Genomic DNA, 17,639 nt, shown 5'->3' on the forward strand with positions numbered 1-17,639 from the left:
GACGTGCTGTCTGACAACGTGAGCCGGATCGTGGAGGCCCGGGTCGGTGATCCCGGTGCCGTCGCGGCGGCCGCCGCGCGACGCGTACGGGCCACCTCGCTGCTGGGCGAGCACGGCAAGGCGATGATCATCGCGGCGGACCATCCCGCGCGCGGCGCCAACGGTGTCGGCGGCGACCCCACCGCCATGGCCGACCGCTTCAAGCTGCTGGACCGCCTGTGCGTCGCCCTGGAACGGCCCGGCGTGACCGGTGTGCTGGCCACCGCGGACATCCTGGACGACCTGCTGCTGCTCGGCGTACTCGACGGCAAGAGTGTCTTCGGCTCGATGAACCGGGCCGGGCTCGCCGGGTCGGTCTTCGAGATCGACGACCGCTTCACCGGCTACGACGCCGAGACGATCGCCGCGATGCGATTCGACGGCGGCAAGATGCTCACCCGCATCGCCCTCCAGGACCCGGCGACACCGTCTGTCCTGGAGAACACCGCCCGGGCCATAGACGAGCTGAATGACCGTCAACTCACCGCGCTGGTCGAGCCGTTCCTCTCGACCTGGCAGGACGGCAGGGTCCGCAACGACCTCTCCACCGATGCCGTCGTCAAGTCGGTCACCATCGCCTCGGGGCTCGGCCGCCGCACCGCCTACACCTGGCTGAAGCTGCCGGTCGTGGAGGACATGGAGCGCGTTCTGGCCGCCTCCACCCTGCCGGCGCTCCTGCTGGGCGGCGAGGTCACCGACCCGGACGCGGCCTTCGCCTCCTGGGGCAAGGCCCTCAAGCAGCCCACCGCGCAGGGCCTGGTGGTGGGCCGCTCCCTGCTCTATCCCTCGGACGGCGACGTGGCCGGCGCGGTGGACCGGGCGGTGAGCCTGCTGTGAGCGACACGAGCAAGTACCACCTCCCCCACGGGACTTCGGCCGACGGTCCGTACGACCTCGTGGTCACGCCCGAGTCGGCGGGCTGGGGATACTCCGGCCTCAGGATCCTGACCCTGAGGCCGGGCCAGGCGCACGCCCTGTCCACCGGGGACTCCGAGTTCCTGGTCCTGCCGCTGACGGGCTCCTGCACCGTCACCACGGACGGCAGGGCCTTCGAACTCGCCGGTCGGACAGGCGTGTTCGCCTCGGCCACCGACTTCGCGTATCTGCCGCGTGAGTCGGAGGCCCTGATCAGCAGCGCGCAGGGAGGTCTGTTCGCGCTGCCCTCCGCCCGTACCGAGCGGGGAGGTCACTCGGCTCGGTACGGGCGCAAGGAGGACGTGCCCGTCGAGCTGCGCGGCGCCGGTGCGTGCTCCCGCCAGGTCAACAACTACTGCCTGCCGGGCACGTTCGACGCCGAGCAGCTGCTCGTGTGCGAGGTGCTCACCCCGGGCGGCAACTGGTCCTCGTACCCACCGCACAAGCACGACGAGGTCCGCACGGACGACAGCGGCAACCCGGTCGAGTCCGAGCTGGAGGAGATCTACTACTTCCAGGTCGCGGGCGAGGACGGCTTCGCCTACCAGCGGGTGTACGGCACCCCGGAGCGGCCGATCGACGTGCTCGCCGAGGTCCGTACCGGCGACACCGTCCTGATCCCGCACGGCTGGCACGGCCCGTCGATCGCCGCACCCGGCTACGACCTCTACTACCTCAACGTCATGGCGGGCCCCGGACAGGACCGCGCCTGGCTGATCTGCGACGACCCCGCCCACGGGTGGGTCCGCGGCACCTGGGAGTCCCGGCCGACCGACTCCCGGCTGCCGTTCGGGGCCAAGGAGACCGAGTGATGGAAACGATCAGGCTCACCACCGCACAGGCCCTCGTGCGCTTCCTGGCGAACCAGTACAGCGAGCGGGACGGCCAGGAGCAGCGGCTGATCCCCGGGGTCTGGGGCATCTTCGGGCACGGCAACGTGGCCGGTCTGGGCCAGGCGCTCCTTCAGGCCTCGGTCACCCAAGAGGCCGACCTGCCCTACTACTTGGCCCGCAACGAGCAGGGCATGGTGCACGCGTCGGTGGCGTACGCGAAGATGCGCGACCGGCTGGCCACCTTCGCCTGCACCGCCTCCACCGGACCCGGCTCGACCAACATGATCACCGGCGCGGCCCTGGCGACGACCAACCGGATCCCCGTCCTGCTGCTGCCCAGCGACATGTTCGCGACCCGCGCCGCCGACCCCGTCCTCCAGCAGCTGGAGGACACCCGCGGCGGAGACGTCACGGTCAACGACACCTTCAGGGCCGTGTCCAAGTACTTCGACCGGATCTCCCGGCCCGAGCAGCTGATCCCGGCCGCACTGGCCGCGATGCGGGTGCTCACCGACCCGGTCGAGACCGGAGCCGTCACGCTCTCGCTGCCCCAGGACGTCCAGGCCGAGGCGTACGACTGGCCCGTCTCCTTCTTCCGGCGCCGGGTCTGGCATGTGGGCCGCCCGGTGCCGGAGGCCGCCGCCGTCGAGCGGGCCGCGCGCCTCTTGCGCGGTGCCCGCAGGCCGCTGATCGTGGCCGGCGGCGGTGCCGTCTACTCCGGCGCCGAGACCCAGCTGCGCGCCTTCGCCGAGGCCACCGGCATTCCGGTGGCGGACACCCACGCCGGCAAGGGCGCGGTGCCCTGGGACCACCCGTACGCGGTCGGCGGCATCGGCTCGACCGGCTCGTACGCGGCGAACGAGCTGGCACGCGAGGCGGACGTCGTCCTCGGTATCGGCACCCGGTACAGCGACTTCACGACCGCCAGCCACACCGTCTTCGGCAACCCGGACGTCACGTTCGTCAACCTCAACGTGGCACGCCTGGACGCCGTCAAGCACTCGGCGGAACCGCTGGTGGCCGACGCCCGGCTCGGCATCCAGGCTCTCGCGGGCGCGCTGACGGACTGGGAGGTCGCCCCCGAGTACCGCGACCGCACACGCCAACTCATCGCCCGCACAAGGGAGATCGAGGAGGAGTGCTTCGCGGCCGACCGGCACACCGGTGAACTGCCCGCCCAGACCCAGATACTCGGCGCGCTCAACAACGTCCTGGGCGACCGTGACGTCGTCATCAACGCCGCCGGTTCCATGCCCGGCGACCTGCAACAGCTGTGGCGGGCGCGGGATCCGAAGGCCTACCACGTCGAGTACGCGTACTCCTGCATGGGATACGAGGTCGCCGCCGGCGTCGGTGCGAGGATGGCCGACCCTTCGCGCGAGGTCGTCGTACTCGTCGGTGACGGCTCGTATCTGATGATGGCTCAGGAGATCGTGACCATGGTCTCCGAGGGCCTGAAGGTCATCATCGTCCTCGTCCAGAACCATGGCTTCGCCTCCATCGGTTCGCTGTCGGAGGCGCTGGGCTCACAGCGGTTCGGCACCAAGTACCGCTTCCGCAACGGCGATTCGGGCTTGCTCGACGGTGACGTACTCCCCGTCGACCTCGCCGCCAACGCCTCCTCGCTCGGCGCGGACGTCCTGCACGCCACCTCCGTCGACGGGTTCCGTGCCGCGATGGAGAAGGCGAAGGCGGCCACCCGCACCACGGTCGTGCACGTCGAGACCGACCTGTACGGGCCGAACCCGCCCGGCCACGGCTGGTGGGACGTGCCGGTGAGCCAGGCCTCCGCCCTGGACTCCACCCGTGACGCGTACGAGACGTACACCGCCCGCAAGCAGGCCCAGCGCCACTACCTGTAAGTCCCGTCCCCGCAAAGGAAACCCGCACCGTGAAGACCATCGAGCACTGGATCAACGGCTCCCCCGCCGCCGGGACCAGCCCGGAGACGGCCCCCGTGTTCAACCCGGCCACCGGCCAGGAACAGGCCCGGGTCGCCCTGGCCTCCGCCGCCGACGTGGACGCGGCCGTCACAGCCGCCACCGCCGCCTTCGAGACCTGGTCCGAGTCGTCGCTCACCCGGCGCACCCAGGTGATGTTCGCCTTCCGGCAACTCCTCGTGGAGCACGAGGAGGAGCTGGGCCGGATCATCTCCGCCGAGCACGGGAAGACGGTCGACGACGCGCGCGGCGAGATCACGCGCGGCCGGGAGGTCGTGGAGTTCGCCTGCGGACTCGGCGACGTCCTCAAAGGGTCCTTCTCCGACCAGGTCTCGCGCGGTGTGGACGTGCACAACTTCCGTCAGCCGCTGGGGGTCGTCGCGGGCATCACGCCGTTCAACTTCCCTGCCATGGTGCCTCTTTGGATGCACCCGATGGCCATCGCGACCGGCAACACCTTCATCCTCAAGCCCAGCGAGCGCGACCCCTCAGCCGCGAACTTCGTCGCCGAGCTCTACAAGCGGGCCGGACTGCCCGACGGCGTCTTCAACGTCGTACACGGCGGCAAGGAAGCGGTCGACGCGATCCTCACACACTCCGGTATCGAGGCCGTCTCGTTCGTGGGTTCGACGCCGATCGCCAGGTACGTCCACGAGACGGCCACTTCGCACGGCAAGCGTGTCCAGGCGCTCGGCGGAGCCAAGAACCACGCCGTCGTCCTGCCCGACGCCGACCTGGAGTTCGCCGCGAACCACATCACGGCGGGCGCGTACGGATCCGCCGGTGAGCGGTGCATGGCTGTGTCGGTCGCCGTCGCGGTCGGTGACGCGGCCGACGATCTGGTCGAGATCCTGGAGCGCAAGGCCGGGGAGGTGAAGGTCGGTCCCGGTGACGTTCCCGGCATCGAGATGGGTCCGCTGGTCACCAAGGCATCGCAGGAGCGCGTCGAGAACGCCGTCGGCACCGCCGCCACGCAGGGTGCCACAGTCGTCGTCGACGGTCGCGGCCTGAAGATCGACGGTCACGAGAGCGGCTTCTTCACCGGCCCGTCCCTCCTCGACCACGTCACGACAGAGATGGACGCCTACAAGGAAGAGCTGTTCGGACCGGTTCTCGCCGTCGTCCGGGTCGACACCCTCGACGAGGCGATCGGCGTCATCAACGACAACCCGTACGGCAACGGCACCGCCCTGTTCACCGGCTCCGGCGAGGCCGCGCGCCGCTTCCAGCGCAACGTCAAGGTCGGGATGATCGGCGTCAACGTGCCGGTGCCCGTGCCGATGTCGTACTACTCCTTCGGCGGCTGGAAGGACTCCCTCATCGGGGACTCCCCCATCCACGGCCCCGAGGGCATCCGCTTCTACACGCGGCCCAAGGTCGTCACCACGCGCTGGCCGCAGCCCGCACAGCAGGTGACCGCAGGCTTCAACTTCCCCACTTCCAGCTGACGGTTCGCCCTTCCCACGCCCTCCCCTTGCCCCGTCCCCGCCGTCTGGCACGTCCGTTCCCGCTGGCACGTCCGTTCCCGCTGGCACGTCCCTTCCCGCTGACACGTCCCTTCCCGCTGACACGTCCCTTCCTTTTGAAAGGCCCCGCCATGACCACGTCCGCCGAACCCATCTCCGTCGCGGTGATCGGAGCCGGCATGGCCGGCCGCAGCCATGCCGCCGGCTACCGCAACGTCAACACGGTCTTCGGTGCCGGCCTGCCGCCGGTCCGCCTTGCCGCCATCGCCGACGCCAACACCGAACTCGCCGAGGACGCCGCCCGCCGCTACGGGTACGAGAAGGCGCTCCCGAGCTGGGAGGCCGTCGTCGAGGACCCGACGATCGACGCGGTGAGCATCGTCGTGGGCAACGCCCTGCACCGCCCGATCGCGGAGGCGCTGGTCGCCGCGGGCAAGCACGTGCTGTGCGAGAAGCCGCTGGCCGGGTCGTTGGAGGACGCCCGTGCGATGGCCGAGTTGGAGCGCACCGCCGAGGTGGTGACCGCTGTCGGGTACACCTTCCGGCGGTCCCCCGGCATCGCGGCGATCCGCGAGCATGTCCGGCGCGCCGAGCTGGGCGATCTCTCGCTGTTCAGCGGCCGGTACTGGTGCGACTACGCGACCGACCCGAAGGGCCCGCTGACCTGGCGGTTCAAGGGCGGCCCCGGTTCCGGTGCGCTCGGTGACGTCGGCTCGCACGTCATCGACGTAGCCGAGTACGTCGCCGGTCCCATCACCTCGGTCTCCGGTGCCTCGCTGTCGACGCAGATCGCCAAGCGGCCGCTGCCGCTGGGCGCGGTCGTCGGGCACAACGCCGCTCCGGTCTCCGACGAGTTCGGTGAGGTCGAGAACGAGGACACCGCATCGTTCACCGCCCGCTTCGAGTCGGGGCTGGTCGGCACCTTCTCGGTGACCCGCACCGGCTTCGGTCTGCCCAACGGGCTCGCCTTCGACGTCCTGGGCCTCGGTGGCCGGGCCGCGTTCGACCAGCACCGGCCCGCCGAGTACCTCTTCGACGACGCCCAGCCCGAGGCCCGTACGCGCGGTGCCCGGCAGATCATCGCCGGTCCGCAGATGCCATACTTCGCGGGCGGGGTCCCGATGGAGGCGCCGGGTGTGGGCGCCAGCAACGCCGACAACTTCACGTACCAGGCCCGTGCCTTCCTCGACCAGCTCGCGTGCGCCGCCGACCCGAGGCCGGCCTGCGCCACCTTCGCCGACGCGCTGCGGACCATGGAGATCATCCGGGCAGTCGTCGAGTCCTCCAGCAACGGCGGTGCCGCCGTCACGGTTCCGCCCGCCGCCTGACCCCTCCCGCACAGAAGGAACAGACACATGGCTCTCAAGCTCGGCGCCTACACCGCCTGTCTGCACGACCGCACCCTCCCCGAGGCCCTCGACATACTCAGGGAGAACGGGCTGACCTCGGTGGAGGTCAACACCGGTGGCTTCATCCCGTCCCCGCACTGCCCTGTCGACCTGCTGCTGTCCTCGGCCAAGGCGCGCGAGGAGTATCTGGCGGCCTTCGCCGAGCGTGGGCTGGAACTGACCGGGCTCAACTGCAACGGCAATCCGCTCAACCCGCTCCCGGGCGTCGGGCCCAAGCACGCCGACGATCTGCGCCGCACCATCCGGCTCGCGGGCCTGCTCGGTGTGAAGCACGTCGTCACGATGTCCGGCACACCGGGCTCCGACCCCGACGCCAAGTACCCGTCCTGGGTCGTGAACCCGTGGGACGGCGTCTACATGGACGTCCTGGACTACCAGTGGGGCGTGGCCGTCGAGTTCTGGAAGGAGATCGACGCGCTGGCCCGGGAGAACGACGTCCGGGTCGCCATCGAGATGCACCCGCACAACGTGGTGTTCTCCCCCGTCACCCTCAAGCGGCTGGTCGACGCGGGCGATCTGACGAACGTCGGCGCGGAGATGGATCCCTCCCACCTGATGTGGCAGGGCATGGACATCGTCGCCTCCATCAAGTGGCTGGGCCCGCTGGTGTTCCACGCCGCCGCGAAGGACGCGACGCTCTGCGCCGGCGCCGACATCCGTGGCGTACTGGACACGTCGTTCACTCGCGTGCCCGCCGACGCGCCGGGCAAGGTGCCCACCGGCTACGGGTTCTGGTGCAACGCCTGGCCGGAGAACCCGGCGTGGAAGTTCGTCGCCGTCGGCAACGGCAACGACGTCCCCTTCTGGACCGAGTTCCTGCGTGCCCTCGCGGAGATCGACCCGGACATGGCCGTGAACATCGAGCACGAGGACGCGGCCTACTCCCAGACCGAGGGACTCGCGCTGGCGGCCAAGAACCTGCACAGCGCGGCCGCCGCGCTCTGACCCACTCGCGGGCCGCGTTCCGACCCCCGCACGGGCCGAGTTCCGACCCGCGTCACCTGGCCCCGCGCCCACTCACCGGGCGCGGGGCCTTGTCCTGTCCCGGGGCCCTGTCCTGTCCCGGAGTGGCCGCACCGCCCGGGATCGGTGTGCGCGCCGGGCCTCCGGCGAGCACGTCCTGAATGTTGTCCACGGCGAGGTCAACCATCGCCGCCCGCGTGGCCTCGGTGGCGGAACCGATGTGCGGAAGCGTGACCGCGTGGGGCTCGGCGACCAGCGGGGAGAGTTCCTGGCCCATGGGTTCGCGCTCGAACACGTCCAGGCCCGCCGAGTGGATGCTCCCGTCGCGCAGGGCCCGCAGCAGTGCGTCCTCGTCCACGACTCCACCGCGCGAGGTGCTGACGAGGGTGGCGGTGGGCTTCATGGCCGCCAGTTCGGCGGCGCCGATGAGGTGACGCGTCTGCGGGGTGAGGGGGACGTGCAGCGAGACGACGTCGGCCTCGGCGAGCAGCGTGGGCAGGTCCACCGCTGTGGAGAGGGCGTCGTCGGGTGCGTACGGGTCGTGGTGCAGGACCCGCATTCCGAAGCCCTGGGAGCGGCGCGCCACGGCCCGTCCGATCTGGCCGTAGCCGATCAGGCCGAGCGTGGCACCGTGCACGTCCAGTCCCAGGTAGTCGTCCATCCGGAACAGCCCCCACTGACCGGCGGCCAGGGAGTCACGGGCGGCGCCGAGTCGCCTGCGGGCCATGAGGATGAGCGCGAAGGTGAGGTCGGCGGTGGTCTCGGCGAGAACGCCGGGGGTGTGGGTGACCACGACTCCGCGTTCGGCCGCCGCGTCCCGGTCGACCGCGTCGTAGCCCATGCTCGCCAGCGCGACGACCTGCAACGCGGGCCCGGCCGCGTCCAGCAGGGCGGCGTCGACCCGGTCGTTGCCCAGGGCCAGGATCGCGCTCGCGCCCTTCGCCAGTTCGGCCAGATCGCGCGGTTCGGGCTTGCTCGTCCCCGGCCACGCCACGACCTCGGCGTGGGACGCCAGGCGGGCGATTCCCCCGCCGGGGAGGGCGGCCCGGGTGGTGAGCACACGCTGCTTCATCTGTTTCTCCCGTGCTTGATCCGCGTTTCACGAAATCAGTGAAGTCGATTGAGTTCGATTCGATTCGTGAAGACGCTAGTCAGCACATTCCGGAGCAACAAATAGCCGATTTGCGTGACGTCATCGAAAATCGGGATGCATTAATCCGAAGACTTCGAAGACTCCATCGCGGCATCCCCGAAGGCGGCGTCCTCACCGAATTCCGTGATCAATTCATGGAAGAGGTCGTGCACGGCGTGCGCGGGTTCCGACAGCGGCTGATGGTCGGAGGTGCACAGGGAGAGTTTCACCGTGATCGTCGGATTGACGATCCGGCGTACCACGAGATTTTGTACGTCGAGGGTCGCGCGCGCCGCGGACCAGGGCAGGACCGTCGCGCCGACGTCGGCGCCCACCGCGCTGATCAGGGTCAGGACCGACTCGATCTCGCCGACCACCCTGGGTTCGAGCGAGGCGTGCTGGAACGCGGCGTCGACGACCTGTCTGATGGTGTGGATGCGGCTGGGCAGCAGCAGCGGGACGCCGGCCAGCTCTTCGAGGGAGACGTCGCCGTCCCCTGGCGGCACGGACCCGCCCGGCGCGGCGATCAGGAACAGGTCCTCGGTACGCAGCGGTTCGAACTGCACGCCCCGCAGCGGCCCGGCCCCGTAGATGAACGCCATGTCCATCCGGCCGGTCATGATCGCCTCGCTGATCACTCCGCCGAAGTTCTCGTTGATGTGCAGCAGGATGTCGGGGTAGCGCTCGCGCACGCTCCTGAGCAGGGGCAGCGCGAGCGCCGCTCCCATGCTGTAGGGGGCGAGGCCCACCGAGACGCTGCCCGCGGGCGCCCGTCCGGAGATGTCGACCGCCGCGTGGGCGAGGTCGATCTGGCGCAGGATGAGCTGCGCGTGCCGGTACAGCGCACGGCCCGCCTCGGTCGGGGCCACACCGCGTTTGCTGCGGATCAGCAGCTGCTGCTTGAACTGGGCCTCCAGCGCCGAGAGCTGCTGGCTGAGCGCGGGCTGCGCGATGTGCAGGATGTCCGCCGCGCGCGTGATGCTCCCGGCATCCACGATCTTCACGAACGAGTAGAGACGCCTGGTGTCCATGTGCGGCCTTCCAGCGGGGACGGAGCCTCATGGTAGGCGCGGGGCCGCCGGACGACCCTTGGCGCGTTGTGCTCCACGTCATATCCAACGGTGATTACGTCACGCACAACGGGTATTTGCCGCCTCCTCGCGTTCGGACTACGTTCACCGAAACGCGATTTCGAGGTCGCTCGAACGAACGGCTCGCGTATCTCGCAGGAAATGTGTCGGCCCCGTTAATTCCTCTTTTCAGGCGGCGTGCAGACCCCGCCCGAAGAGCGCCTGAACGGCAATGCGGCGCCGCCGTTTTCTTCTTCTGTCCGGAGGATGTCATGACGCACAGGGTTGATCTCGTGGCCGACCTCGGCGAGGGGTTCGGCGCCTACACGATGGGCGATGACGAGGCCCTCCTCGATGTGCTGACATCGGCCAACATCGCCTGCGGGTTCCACGCGGGCGATCCACGGATCATGGACGCCACCGTCCGCCACTGCGTGGAGCGCGGCGTGGCCGTGGGCGCGCATCCCAGCTTTCCCGATCTCGTCGGGTTCGGCCGCCGCGCGATGGACGTGACACCGGACGAGGTCCGCACCGACGTGCTCTACCAGGTCGGCGCGCTCCAGGCGTTCGCCGTGTCGAACGGCACCGGTCTTCGGCATGTGGCGCCGCACGGCCGGCTGGGCAACCTGGTCGCGACCCGGCCCGACTACGCGGCGGCCGTCGCGGACGCGGTCGCCTCCCTCGACCCGTCGCTGATCGTCCTGGCCCAGGACGGCGAGCTCGCCGACGCGGCACGCGCCCGCGGCCTGCGGGTGGGCATCGTCGGGATCGCCGACCGGGCCTATCGCGACGACGGCACGCTGGTGCCGCGGAGCGAACCCGGCGCGGTCATCGACGAGGAGAAGGAGATCGCCGAGCGGACGATCCGCATGGTGACCGAGGGCGTCATACGCAGCGTCGGCGGGCGTGACATCCCCGTCGACTGCGACACCGTGCTGCTGCACGGCGACACCCCCGGCGCGATCTCCCTCGCCCACCGTGTGCGCCAGGACCTGCTCGCCGCCGACGTCGAGATCACGGCTCTGGCCGACGTGCTCGACGGAAAGGCCGCCTGACATGGACAGCGGTACGGGCATCGTCGACAGCGCCGACACCGCGCGCGGCAGCGTCGTGATCGTGGACTGCGGCGACTCGGCCGTCGTGGCCAAGGCCGTCGGCATGGATGCCGAGCGTGCCTGGCGGATCGTGCACGCGCTGGCCGACGCGTTCGACGCGGTAGAACCGGCCGGGGTGCACGGCATCGTGCCCACCTACGACTCGCTGCTCGTCGAGTTCGACTGCGTCGACACCGATCACGACACGGTACGGCGGGTGCTGCGGCACGAGGCGGACCGGCTCGGCGAGGGTCCGGTGACGCCGCCCGCGGCCCGGCGTTTCGTCGTCCCGGTCGTCTACGGCGGCGAGTTCGGCCCCGATCTTCCCGTCGTCGCCGACCAGTTGGGGCTGAGCGAGCGGGAGGTCGTGGAGCTGCACTCCGCCGCGGACCTCACCGTCCGCTGTCTCGGCGCACCGGCCGGCGCCCCGATGATGGACGGCCCGGCGTTCCCCCGGCCCGTACCGCGCCTGTCCTCGCCCCGCACCCGGGTGCTGCCCGGCTCGGTCGCGGTGGCCGGGCGGCAGGCCGTGATCTGCCCGATGCCGTCGCCCGGCGGCTGGCCCCTGCTCGGCCGCACGCCCCTGCGCGTCCTGGAGGACCTCGACGCCGACCCGCTGACCGCGTACCGGCCCGGCGACACCTTTCGCTTCGTACCCATCACGCCCGAGCAGTGGGACGACCACGCGGGCCGCTCCCTGGCGGTGTCGCATGGCTGACACCCTGAACATCCTCCGGGCCGGTATGGCGACCGTGCAGGACCTGGGCCGGTTCGGGCGCTCCCGATACGGCCTGCCGGTCAACGGCGCGCTCGACCAGCACTCCGCCCGCGTCGCCAACGTGCTCTGCGGCAACGACGAGGGCGCGCCGCTGCTGGAGATCACCGCCCTGGACTTCAGCTGCACACCGTCGACCGACGTCCTCGTCGCGGTGACCGGCGCGCCCGCGGACCTGACCGTCGACGGTGTCGTACGACCGCGGTGGGAGCCCCTCTCCGTACGGTCCGGCGAGACGATCCGGATCAGCGGTATCCGCCATGGCATCCGGGTCTACCTGGCCGTGCTCGGCTCGGTGAACACCCCTTCCCTGCAGGGCAGTTGCGCCCCCGACACGATTCTCGGCTTCGGCCACCGACTGCGCGACGGCGACGAGCTCGGCCTCCGGCAGCACTGCCCGCCCGTCGACCATCCGGAGTACCGCATCCCGCTCTTCCGGCTGCGGGCACCGGTGCCCCGCTTCCCCACCACCCGCATCCCGTCGCCGTGGACGATCGACGTGTCCGAGGGCCCCGACCTCGCCGAGTTCGGTGACACGGCGGACCGGCTGTTCCGGTCGGAGTTCACCGTGAGTGCGCAGAGCAACCACATCGGACTGCGGATGGCCGGTGACGTGCCCCGGCGCGTGGCGACCGGCGAGGTGCTCTCGCGCGGTGTCCCCGTCGGAGCCGTCGAGGTCCCCGCGGGCGACGAGCTGCTCGTCCTGCACCGCGGCCGCGGTGTCACCGCCGGCTATCCGGTACTGGCCGTCGTGACCGCGACAGGACTGTCCGCGCTCGGCCAGGTAGGACCGGGCCAGGCCGTCCGCTTCCGGCGCAGGACCGTCGCCGAGGCGGTGGCCGCCCACCGCTCCCAGCGAAGCGCCGTCCACACCCTCCAGAACCGGGTGCGCACCGTCTTCGACGCCCTGCGCATCCCCTCAAGCCCCGCACGCACCGTCCCCGTCTCCCCGTAACCTGCCAGCAGACAGGAGAACGTCATGAGTACCGTGGCCGCTCAGCCGGTGCCGAACACCGTCGATCCGAAAACCGCGCGAAAAGTCACCCTCGCCGGGTGCGTGGGTATCTTCGCCGAGCTCTACGACAACGGAATCTTCGGCTTCATGGCGGGCACCCTGGCCGTCGTGTTCTTCCCGAACGCGGACAACGCGACCGCCGTCCAGTTCGTCTTCCTCGGCTACGCCGTCTCGTTCTTCTTCCGCCCGCTCGGCGGGATCATCTGCGGCCACCTCGGCGACCGCATCGGCCGCCAGCGGATGCTCGTCTTCGTCATCATGCTGATCAGCGTCGCGACCGCGGCGATCGGCATCCTGCCGACGTACGCCAGCATCGGCATCGCGGCCCCCGCCCTGCTGATCCTGCTGCGTGTCGCGCAGGGTTTCTCGGTCGGCGGCGAGGCTTCCGGCGCGATGAGCTTCCTCGCCGAACACGCCCCCGAGGGCAAGCGCGGCCTCTACACGAGTTACGCCCAGATCGCGTCGTTCCTCTCTCTGCTCACCGGCACGCTGATCGCCGCCGCCATGACCAGCGGCCTCGGCCAGGACCGTATGGAGTCGTGGGGCTGGCGCATCCCGTTCCTGCTCGCCGTGCCACTCGGCATCACCGGCATCTACATCCGCAAGCGGATCAGTGACACGCCCAACTTCAACCGCCTCAAGGAAGAGGGCGGGCTGTCCAAGAACCCGCTCAAGGAGGCCTTCTCCTCGGCGGAGCACCGCCGGGCCATGCTGCTCGCCCTGTTCATCCCGCTCATGAACGGCTCCGGCTACTACGTCCTGTTCAGCTACATGCCGACCTTCATGAACACCGAGCTGAACTTCAGCAAGGTGCAGGGCCTGCTCGTCACCGCGACCAGCCTGGTGGCCATCTCGATCGCCATCCCGTACATGGGCAGCCTCTCCGACCGCATCGGCCGCAAGAAGGTCCTCGCGGGCGCCGCTGTCGCCATGGCCGTCGCCGGCGTGCCCTGTTATCTGCTCATCGGCACCGGCAGTGTCCCGCTCGCCATCCTGGGCGCCTGCATCATGGCGGTCATCTTCGCCGGTCACACCGGTGTCATCCACGTCCTGCTCGTCGAGCTCTTCCCCACCCGGGTGCGCTACTCCGCCTACGGGCTCGGCTACAACGTCTCGGCAGCCCTCTTCGGCGGTACCGCTCCCCTGCTGATGACCTACCTCATCGACAAGACGGGCAACGTCAACATGCCTGCCTTCTACGCGGTCGTCACCTCACTGGGCACGCTCATCGCCGTGTCCCGGGTCAAGGACAGGGCACACCTGCCGCTGCGCGACGCGTAGCCCGGCCGATCGTCCTCACCCCCCACCCTCTTTCACCCCCCACCTCTCTCCAGGATCTCTAGGAGTGCATCCACATGCCCTTTTCCGACTACAACACTGCCCTGGTGACAGGAGCCTCCACCGGAATCGGCGCGGTGGTCGTCGAGCGGCTGACCAAGCAGGGGCTCCAGGTCCACGCCGTCGCCCGTAACGCCGAGCGCCTCGACGACCTCGCCCGGCGTACGGGCTGCACCCCGCACGCCGTCGACATCACCGACACCGCCGCCCTCACCGAGACCCTGCGGGGCATCGAGGTCGACGTCCTGGTCAACAACGCCGGGGTCTCCCGCACCGGGAACATCCTCTCCGCCGACGAGTTCGCCGTGGACGAGCAGATCGCGGTCAACCTCCAGGCCGTACTGCACCTCGTGCGCCTGATCATGCCCGGGATGGTCGAGCGCGACCTCGGGCACATCGTCAACATCAGCTCGATCGCCGGCGTGTACAACTTCGGCGGGAACACCGTCTACCACGCCACCAAGGCGGCCGTGCACACCCTCTCCCGGCAGCTGCGCGTCGACGGCTACGGCCGCCGGATCCGTGTCACCGAGATCTGCCCCGGCCGGGTGGAGACGGAGATCTTCGGTCGGCTTCTCGGCGACATGGAGGAGGCCCAGAAGCAGTTCTACGACGGCTACGAGTCGCTCAAGCCGGAGGACATCGCGGACGCCATCGAGTTCGCCGTCGACTCGCCGCGCCACGTGAACATCGGGCACATCGAGATCCTGCCGACGTTCCAGGTGCCGGGTGGCCTCAACTTCGAGAGGCGGACCGACTGACATGACGACCTCCACAACTGCCGCCACCGCCCTGCGCGTTCAGCGCATCAAGCCCTCGCCGAGCACCGCGGCCGCCCAGCGCGTCCGCGAGCTGAAGGCACAGGGGCTCGCCATCCTCGACCTGACCGTCGGCGAGCCCGACTTCGACACCCCCGAGCATGTGAAGGCCGCCGCCGTCGAGGCGATCCGGCGGGGCGACACCAAGTACACCCCCGTCAACGGCACCCCCCAACTGCGGGCCGCCATCGCCCAGAAGCTGGAGCAGCGGCACGGGCTGAGCTACTCCGCCGACCGGATCGCCGTCGGCGGAGGGGCGAAGCAGGTCATCTTCCTCGCGCTGATGGCCACGCTGGACACGGGTGACGAGGTGATCGTGCCCGCGCCCTACTGGGTGTCGTATCCGGACATGGTCCTCGCCAACGACGGCACACCGGTCGTCGTGCCCTGTCCGGAGGCGGAGGGCTTCAAGCTGACCCCGCGGCGGCTTGAGTCGGCGATCACCGACCGGACCCGCTGGGTGATCCTCAACGCCCCGGGCAACCCCACCGGAGCCGCGTACACGGCCGACGAACTCCGCGCCCTGGCCGACGTGTTGCTCGCGCATCCGCATGTCCAGGTGCTGACCGACGAGATCTACGACGAGATCTGGTACGAGCCTGGCCGGGTCCCCAGCCTCGCCGCTGTCGAACCCCGCCTGAACGACCGGGTGTTCCTCACCAACGGTGTCTCCAAGTCCTACGCGATGACCGGCTGGCGGATCGGCTACGGCGCCGGCTCCGCCTCGCTGGTGGCGGCCGTCAACACCCTCCAGTCGCAGATCTCGTCCTGCCCGTCGTCGATCAGCCAGGCCGCCGCGGCCGCGGCCCTCACCGGCGACCAGGACTTCGTACGCGACTGTGTGGCCGTCTACCGCGGCCGCCGCGACGTGACCGTGAAGCTGGTCGAGGACATCCCCGGCCTGTCCTGCACCCCGCCCAGCGGCGGCTTCTACGCCTTCGTGAACTGCACGGGCGTACTGGGGAAGCGGACGCCCGCGGGCGAAGTGATCGGCTCTGACGAGGACTTCGCACGCTATCTGCTGGAGTCGCAGCAGGTGGCGGTCATCCACGGTGCCGCGTACGGATCACCGGGCTACTTCCGGATCTCCTTCGCGACCTCCACCGACATCCTCACCGAGGCCTGCGAGCGCATCGGCCGCGCCTGCGCGGACCTGTCCCCGGCCGACCCCTCGGCCGACCCCTCCTGAAGACCTGCCCGCCCCTCCTGAAGACCCGAAGGAGCGTCATGATCCGCGTCAACACGAAGTTCGACCGGCCCGACCCGGACCTGGTCGAGCAGCTGAGCAAGTACTCCGCCGCCACGATCCACGAGGCACAGGGCCGCCTCGGCGCCCTCGACTCGACCATCAAGCCGGTCGACCCCGCGATGTCCCTGTGCGGCCCCGCGTTCACCGTGCGCTGCGCTCCCCGCGACAACATCATGCTGCAGGTCGCCATCGCCCATGCGCGGCCCGGTGACGTCATCGTCGTCTCGGCCGGCGAGTACGCCGAGGCGGGCTCCTTCGGCGACGTACTGGCCAACGCGTGTGTCGCCAAGGGCCTGGGCGGCCTCGTCACCGACACCGGCGTCCGGGACACGCGGGAACTCCGCGAACTCGGCTTCCCCGTCTTCTCGTACAGCGTCTGCATGAAGGGCACGGTCAAGGAGACCGTGGGGCCGATGGCCGAACCGGTGCTGATCGGCGGCGAGATCGTCCATCCCGGCGATGTCGTGCGCGCCGACGCCGACGGTGTGGTGGTGGTGCGACGCGACGACGTGGCGGACGTCGTGCGCAAGTCCCAGGAACGGGTCGAGGCCGAGGACGCCTACATCGCCGCCTACCGCTCAGGAAAGAGCGTCATCGAGGTCAGCAACCTCGCCGCCGTACTGGAGGCGAAGGGGCTCGTCATCGACACGTAGCCGGAGGAGTACGCTGGGGTTACCGAGAGTATTTCGCGCACCGGCCTTCATGCTCGTGTCGTTTTCGGCGATTGACTACGCCGGTGCCGGTTCCGACCGCTCCGGAGCAGGGTTCGCAACATGAATGCGACCGTTTCGTACGCGCCGACACTCGAAGACCCGCCTTCTCCTCAGTCTCTGCGCATGTCGCTGGCTCCCAGCGGTTCCGCACCGGCTCTGCTGGATGGCGCCTGGTGGCCCCGCTCCCGCGACCTCGGGGCGGAACTTCCCTCGCTGACCACCGCGCTCGATTCGCTGTGGGGGCGGATCACCAGGGTCACGGTGAATCCCGGACACTGGCCGACCGTCCCACGCAGGGTGCCCGTCGCGGGGCATGTCGTGAAGGTGGGCTCGTTCATGGCCCAGCAGGACCCGCACCAGATGTTGCTGCTCTCCTACCGGGTGGGCCGCTGGGACCTGCTGGTGATCCCTCCACAGACGGATCCCGTCTCGGCCGCCTGGCTGATGGAAGCCGCGAGCGACCCACTGCGCACGTCGACAGCGAGCGAACTGATGGCGGAGGCGGCGCGCCTGGACACAGCGACGCCGCATCCGGCGAAGGAGGTGTGACGGCCATGGAGACCTTCGTGACCGTAGTGGTGATCCTGGCGATGGTGGCTCTGGGCGCGTTCCTGATCCACCGGCTCAACAACCAGCACGACGAGCGCATCGCGGCGTTCCGCTTCAGCCGCTCCCTGCCGGCCGGGCGGGGAACCGCGCCATCGGCCCCGGAGCGGGTTGCCGGTCGCGCCGCGACCAGCGGTACGAGTGATCGCCGGGGCCGTGGACGACTACGTGCCTGGTCATGGGCCCGCACACAGGGGAAGTGAGCCGGTGGGCCTGATCGTGCCCTGACCGTCGCAGCGCCCCGCAGCCCAGGACCCCGGCCGC

The 17,639-nt window shown here is 70.0% G+C and carries 16 protein-coding genes and 1 pseudogene; 15 read left to right on the top strand and 2 right to left on the bottom strand.

Going from position 1 to position 17,639, the window contains the following annotated elements:
* Positions 1-3: 3 nt before the first annotated feature.
* From ACFWXQ_RS00600 to ACFWXQ_RS00625, 6 genes are all read left to right on the top strand, one after another.
* A complete protein-coding gene (locus ACFWXQ_RS00600) occupies positions 4-876 on the top strand; it encodes an aldolase (protein ID WP_386267207.1) in 873 nt (290 codons plus the stop codon).
* Entirely contained in the window at positions 873-1,766 is an 894-nt protein-coding gene (iolB, locus tag ACFWXQ_RS00605) for a 5-deoxy-glucuronate isomerase (RefSeq protein ID WP_383957421.1), read from the top strand. The genes ACFWXQ_RS00600 and iolB overlap by 4 nt, the downstream gene beginning before the upstream one ends.
* A complete protein-coding gene (gene iolD / locus ACFWXQ_RS00610; RefSeq protein WP_386267208.1) occupies positions 1,766-3,649 on the top strand; it encodes a 3D-(3,5/4)-trihydroxycyclohexane-1,2-dione acylhydrolase (decyclizing) in 1,884 nt (627 codons plus the stop codon). The genes iolB and iolD overlap by 1 nt, the downstream gene beginning before the upstream one ends.
* Positions 3,650-3,678: 29 nt before the next feature.
* Positions 3,679-5,175 carry a CoA-acylating methylmalonate-semialdehyde dehydrogenase gene (locus ACFWXQ_RS00615; protein WP_383953671.1) on the top strand — a complete coding sequence of 499 codons (1,497 nt, stop codon included), beginning with the start codon at positions 3,679-3,681 and terminating at the stop codon, positions 5,173-5,175.
* Between the two features lie 149 nt (positions 5,176-5,324).
* Entirely contained in the window at positions 5,325-6,521 is a 1,197-nt protein-coding gene (locus ACFWXQ_RS00620) for a Gfo/Idh/MocA family protein (protein ID WP_383953669.1), read from the top strand.
* Between the two features lie 27 nt (positions 6,522-6,548).
* The gene (locus tag ACFWXQ_RS00625) at positions 6,549-7,547 is read left to right on the top strand and encodes a sugar phosphate isomerase/epimerase family protein (protein WP_383953667.1); all 999 of its coding nucleotides are present in this window, start codon (positions 6,549-6,551) and stop codon (positions 7,545-7,547) included.
* A gap of 52 nt (positions 7,548-7,599) precedes the next feature.
* Here ACFWXQ_RS00625 and ACFWXQ_RS00630 read toward each other — a convergent pair whose 3' ends face one another.
* Positions 7,600-8,637 (bottom strand): 2-hydroxyacid dehydrogenase, encoded by a 1,038-nt coding sequence (locus tag ACFWXQ_RS00630; protein ID WP_383953665.1) that lies wholly within the window; start codon positions 8,635-8,637, stop codon positions 7,600-7,602.
* A gap of 140 nt (positions 8,638-8,777) precedes the next feature.
* The gene (gene nac / locus ACFWXQ_RS00635; RefSeq protein WP_383953663.1) at positions 8,778-9,728 is read right to left on the bottom strand and encodes a nitrogen assimilation transcriptional regulator NAC; all 951 of its coding nucleotides are present in this window, start codon (positions 9,726-9,728) and stop codon (positions 8,778-8,780) included.
* Positions 9,729-10,039: 311 nt separating this feature from the next.
* Between nac and ACFWXQ_RS00640 the strand changes: the two genes are divergently transcribed.
* The 9 genes and pseudogenes from ACFWXQ_RS00640 (at position 10,040) to ACFWXQ_RS00680 (ending at position 17,578) form a co-directional block, all read left to right on the top strand.
* Positions 10,040-10,822 carry a LamB/YcsF family protein gene (locus ACFWXQ_RS00640; RefSeq protein ID WP_383953660.1) on the top strand — a complete coding sequence of 261 codons (783 nt, stop codon included), beginning with the start codon at positions 10,040-10,042 and terminating at the stop codon, positions 10,820-10,822.
* Position 10,823: 1 nt separating this feature from the next.
* Positions 10,824-11,579, top strand: a complete 756-nt coding sequence (locus ACFWXQ_RS00645; RefSeq protein WP_383953658.1) for an allophanate hydrolase subunit 1 — start codon at positions 10,824-10,826, stop codon at positions 11,577-11,579.
* Positions 11,572-12,591, top strand: coding sequence for a biotin-dependent carboxyltransferase family protein (locus ACFWXQ_RS00650; RefSeq protein WP_383953656.1), 1,020 nt, complete (start codon positions 11,572-11,574; stop codon positions 12,589-12,591). The genes ACFWXQ_RS00645 and ACFWXQ_RS00650 overlap by 8 nt, the downstream gene beginning before the upstream one ends.
* Before the next feature lie 24 nt (positions 12,592-12,615).
* Positions 12,616-13,932 (top strand): MFS transporter, encoded by a 1,317-nt coding sequence (locus tag ACFWXQ_RS00655; RefSeq protein ID WP_383953654.1) that lies wholly within the window; start codon positions 12,616-12,618, stop codon positions 13,930-13,932.
* A 74-nt stretch (positions 13,933-14,006) separates the two neighbouring features.
* The gene (locus tag ACFWXQ_RS00660) at positions 14,007-14,750 is read left to right on the top strand and encodes an SDR family oxidoreductase (RefSeq protein WP_383953652.1); all 744 of its coding nucleotides are present in this window, start codon (positions 14,007-14,009) and stop codon (positions 14,748-14,750) included.
* A 1-nt stretch (position 14,751) separates the two neighbouring features.
* On the top strand, positions 14,752-15,996 hold the full coding sequence (locus ACFWXQ_RS00665) for an aspartate transaminase (protein ID WP_386267212.1): 1,245 nt from the start codon (positions 14,752-14,754) through the stop codon (positions 15,994-15,996).
* A 38-nt stretch (positions 15,997-16,034) separates the two neighbouring features.
* Positions 16,035-16,709, top strand: a complete 675-nt coding sequence (locus ACFWXQ_RS00670; protein ID WP_383956120.1) for a 4-carboxy-4-hydroxy-2-oxoadipate aldolase/oxaloacetate decarboxylase — start codon at positions 16,035-16,037, stop codon at positions 16,707-16,709.
* A 120-nt stretch (positions 16,710-16,829) separates the two neighbouring features.
* Positions 16,830-17,282: pseudogene (locus tag ACFWXQ_RS00675) on the top strand (DUF5994 family protein); the annotation flags it as partial.
* A gap of 41 nt (positions 17,283-17,323) precedes the next feature.
* Complete coding sequence (locus ACFWXQ_RS00680) at positions 17,324-17,578, top strand: hypothetical protein (RefSeq protein WP_383956117.1); 255 nt, start codon at positions 17,324-17,326, stop codon at positions 17,576-17,578.
* The last annotated feature ends 61 nt before the right edge of the window (positions 17,579-17,639 follow it).

Origin of the sequence: Streptomyces sp. NPDC058697 (assembly GCF_042715345.1) — a bacterium.
Classification (GTDB): Bacteria; Actinomycetota; Actinomycetes; order Streptomycetales; family Streptomycetaceae; genus Streptomyces; species Streptomyces liliifuscus.

What these genes read in the sequence shown, in the direction of transcription:
- ACFWXQ_RS00670 (WP_383956120.1), top strand. Translation starts at nt 16,035, where the DNA reads ATGATCCGCGTCAACACGAAGTTCGACCGGCCCGACCCGGACCTGGTC.
- ACFWXQ_RS00630 (WP_383953665.1), bottom strand. Translation starts at nt 8,637, where the DNA reads ATGAAGCAGCGTGTGCTCACCACCCGGGCCGCCCTCCCCGGCGGGGGA.
- ACFWXQ_RS00650 (WP_383953656.1), top strand. Translation starts at nt 11,572, where the DNA reads ATGGCTGACACCCTGAACATCCTCCGGGCCGGTATGGCGACCGTGCAG.
- ACFWXQ_RS00680 (WP_383956117.1), top strand. Translation starts at nt 17,324, where the DNA reads ATGGAGACCTTCGTGACCGTAGTGGTGATCCTGGCGATGGTGGCTCTG.
- ACFWXQ_RS00620 (WP_383953669.1), top strand. Translation starts at nt 5,325, where the DNA reads ATGACCACGTCCGCCGAACCCATCTCCGTCGCGGTGATCGGAGCCGGC.
- ACFWXQ_RS00655 (WP_383953654.1), top strand. Translation starts at nt 12,616, where the DNA reads ATGAGTACCGTGGCCGCTCAGCCGGTGCCGAACACCGTCGATCCGAAA.
- ACFWXQ_RS00625 (WP_383953667.1), top strand. Translation starts at nt 6,549, where the DNA reads ATGGCTCTCAAGCTCGGCGCCTACACCGCCTGTCTGCACGACCGCACC.
- iolD (WP_386267208.1), top strand. Translation starts at nt 1,766, where the DNA reads ATGGAAACGATCAGGCTCACCACCGCACAGGCCCTCGTGCGCTTCCTG.
- ACFWXQ_RS00640 (WP_383953660.1), top strand. Translation starts at nt 10,040, where the DNA reads ATGACGCACAGGGTTGATCTCGTGGCCGACCTCGGCGAGGGGTTCGGC.
- ACFWXQ_RS00665 (WP_386267212.1), top strand. Translation starts at nt 14,752, where the DNA reads ATGACGACCTCCACAACTGCCGCCACCGCCCTGCGCGTTCAGCGCATC.
- nac (WP_383953663.1), bottom strand. Translation starts at nt 9,728, where the DNA reads ATGGACACCAGGCGTCTCTACTCGTTCGTGAAGATCGTGGATGCCGGG.
- ACFWXQ_RS00645 (WP_383953658.1), top strand. Translation starts at nt 10,824, where the DNA reads ATGGACAGCGGTACGGGCATCGTCGACAGCGCCGACACCGCGCGCGGC.
- ACFWXQ_RS00660 (WP_383953652.1), top strand. Translation starts at nt 14,007, where the DNA reads ATGCCCTTTTCCGACTACAACACTGCCCTGGTGACAGGAGCCTCCACC.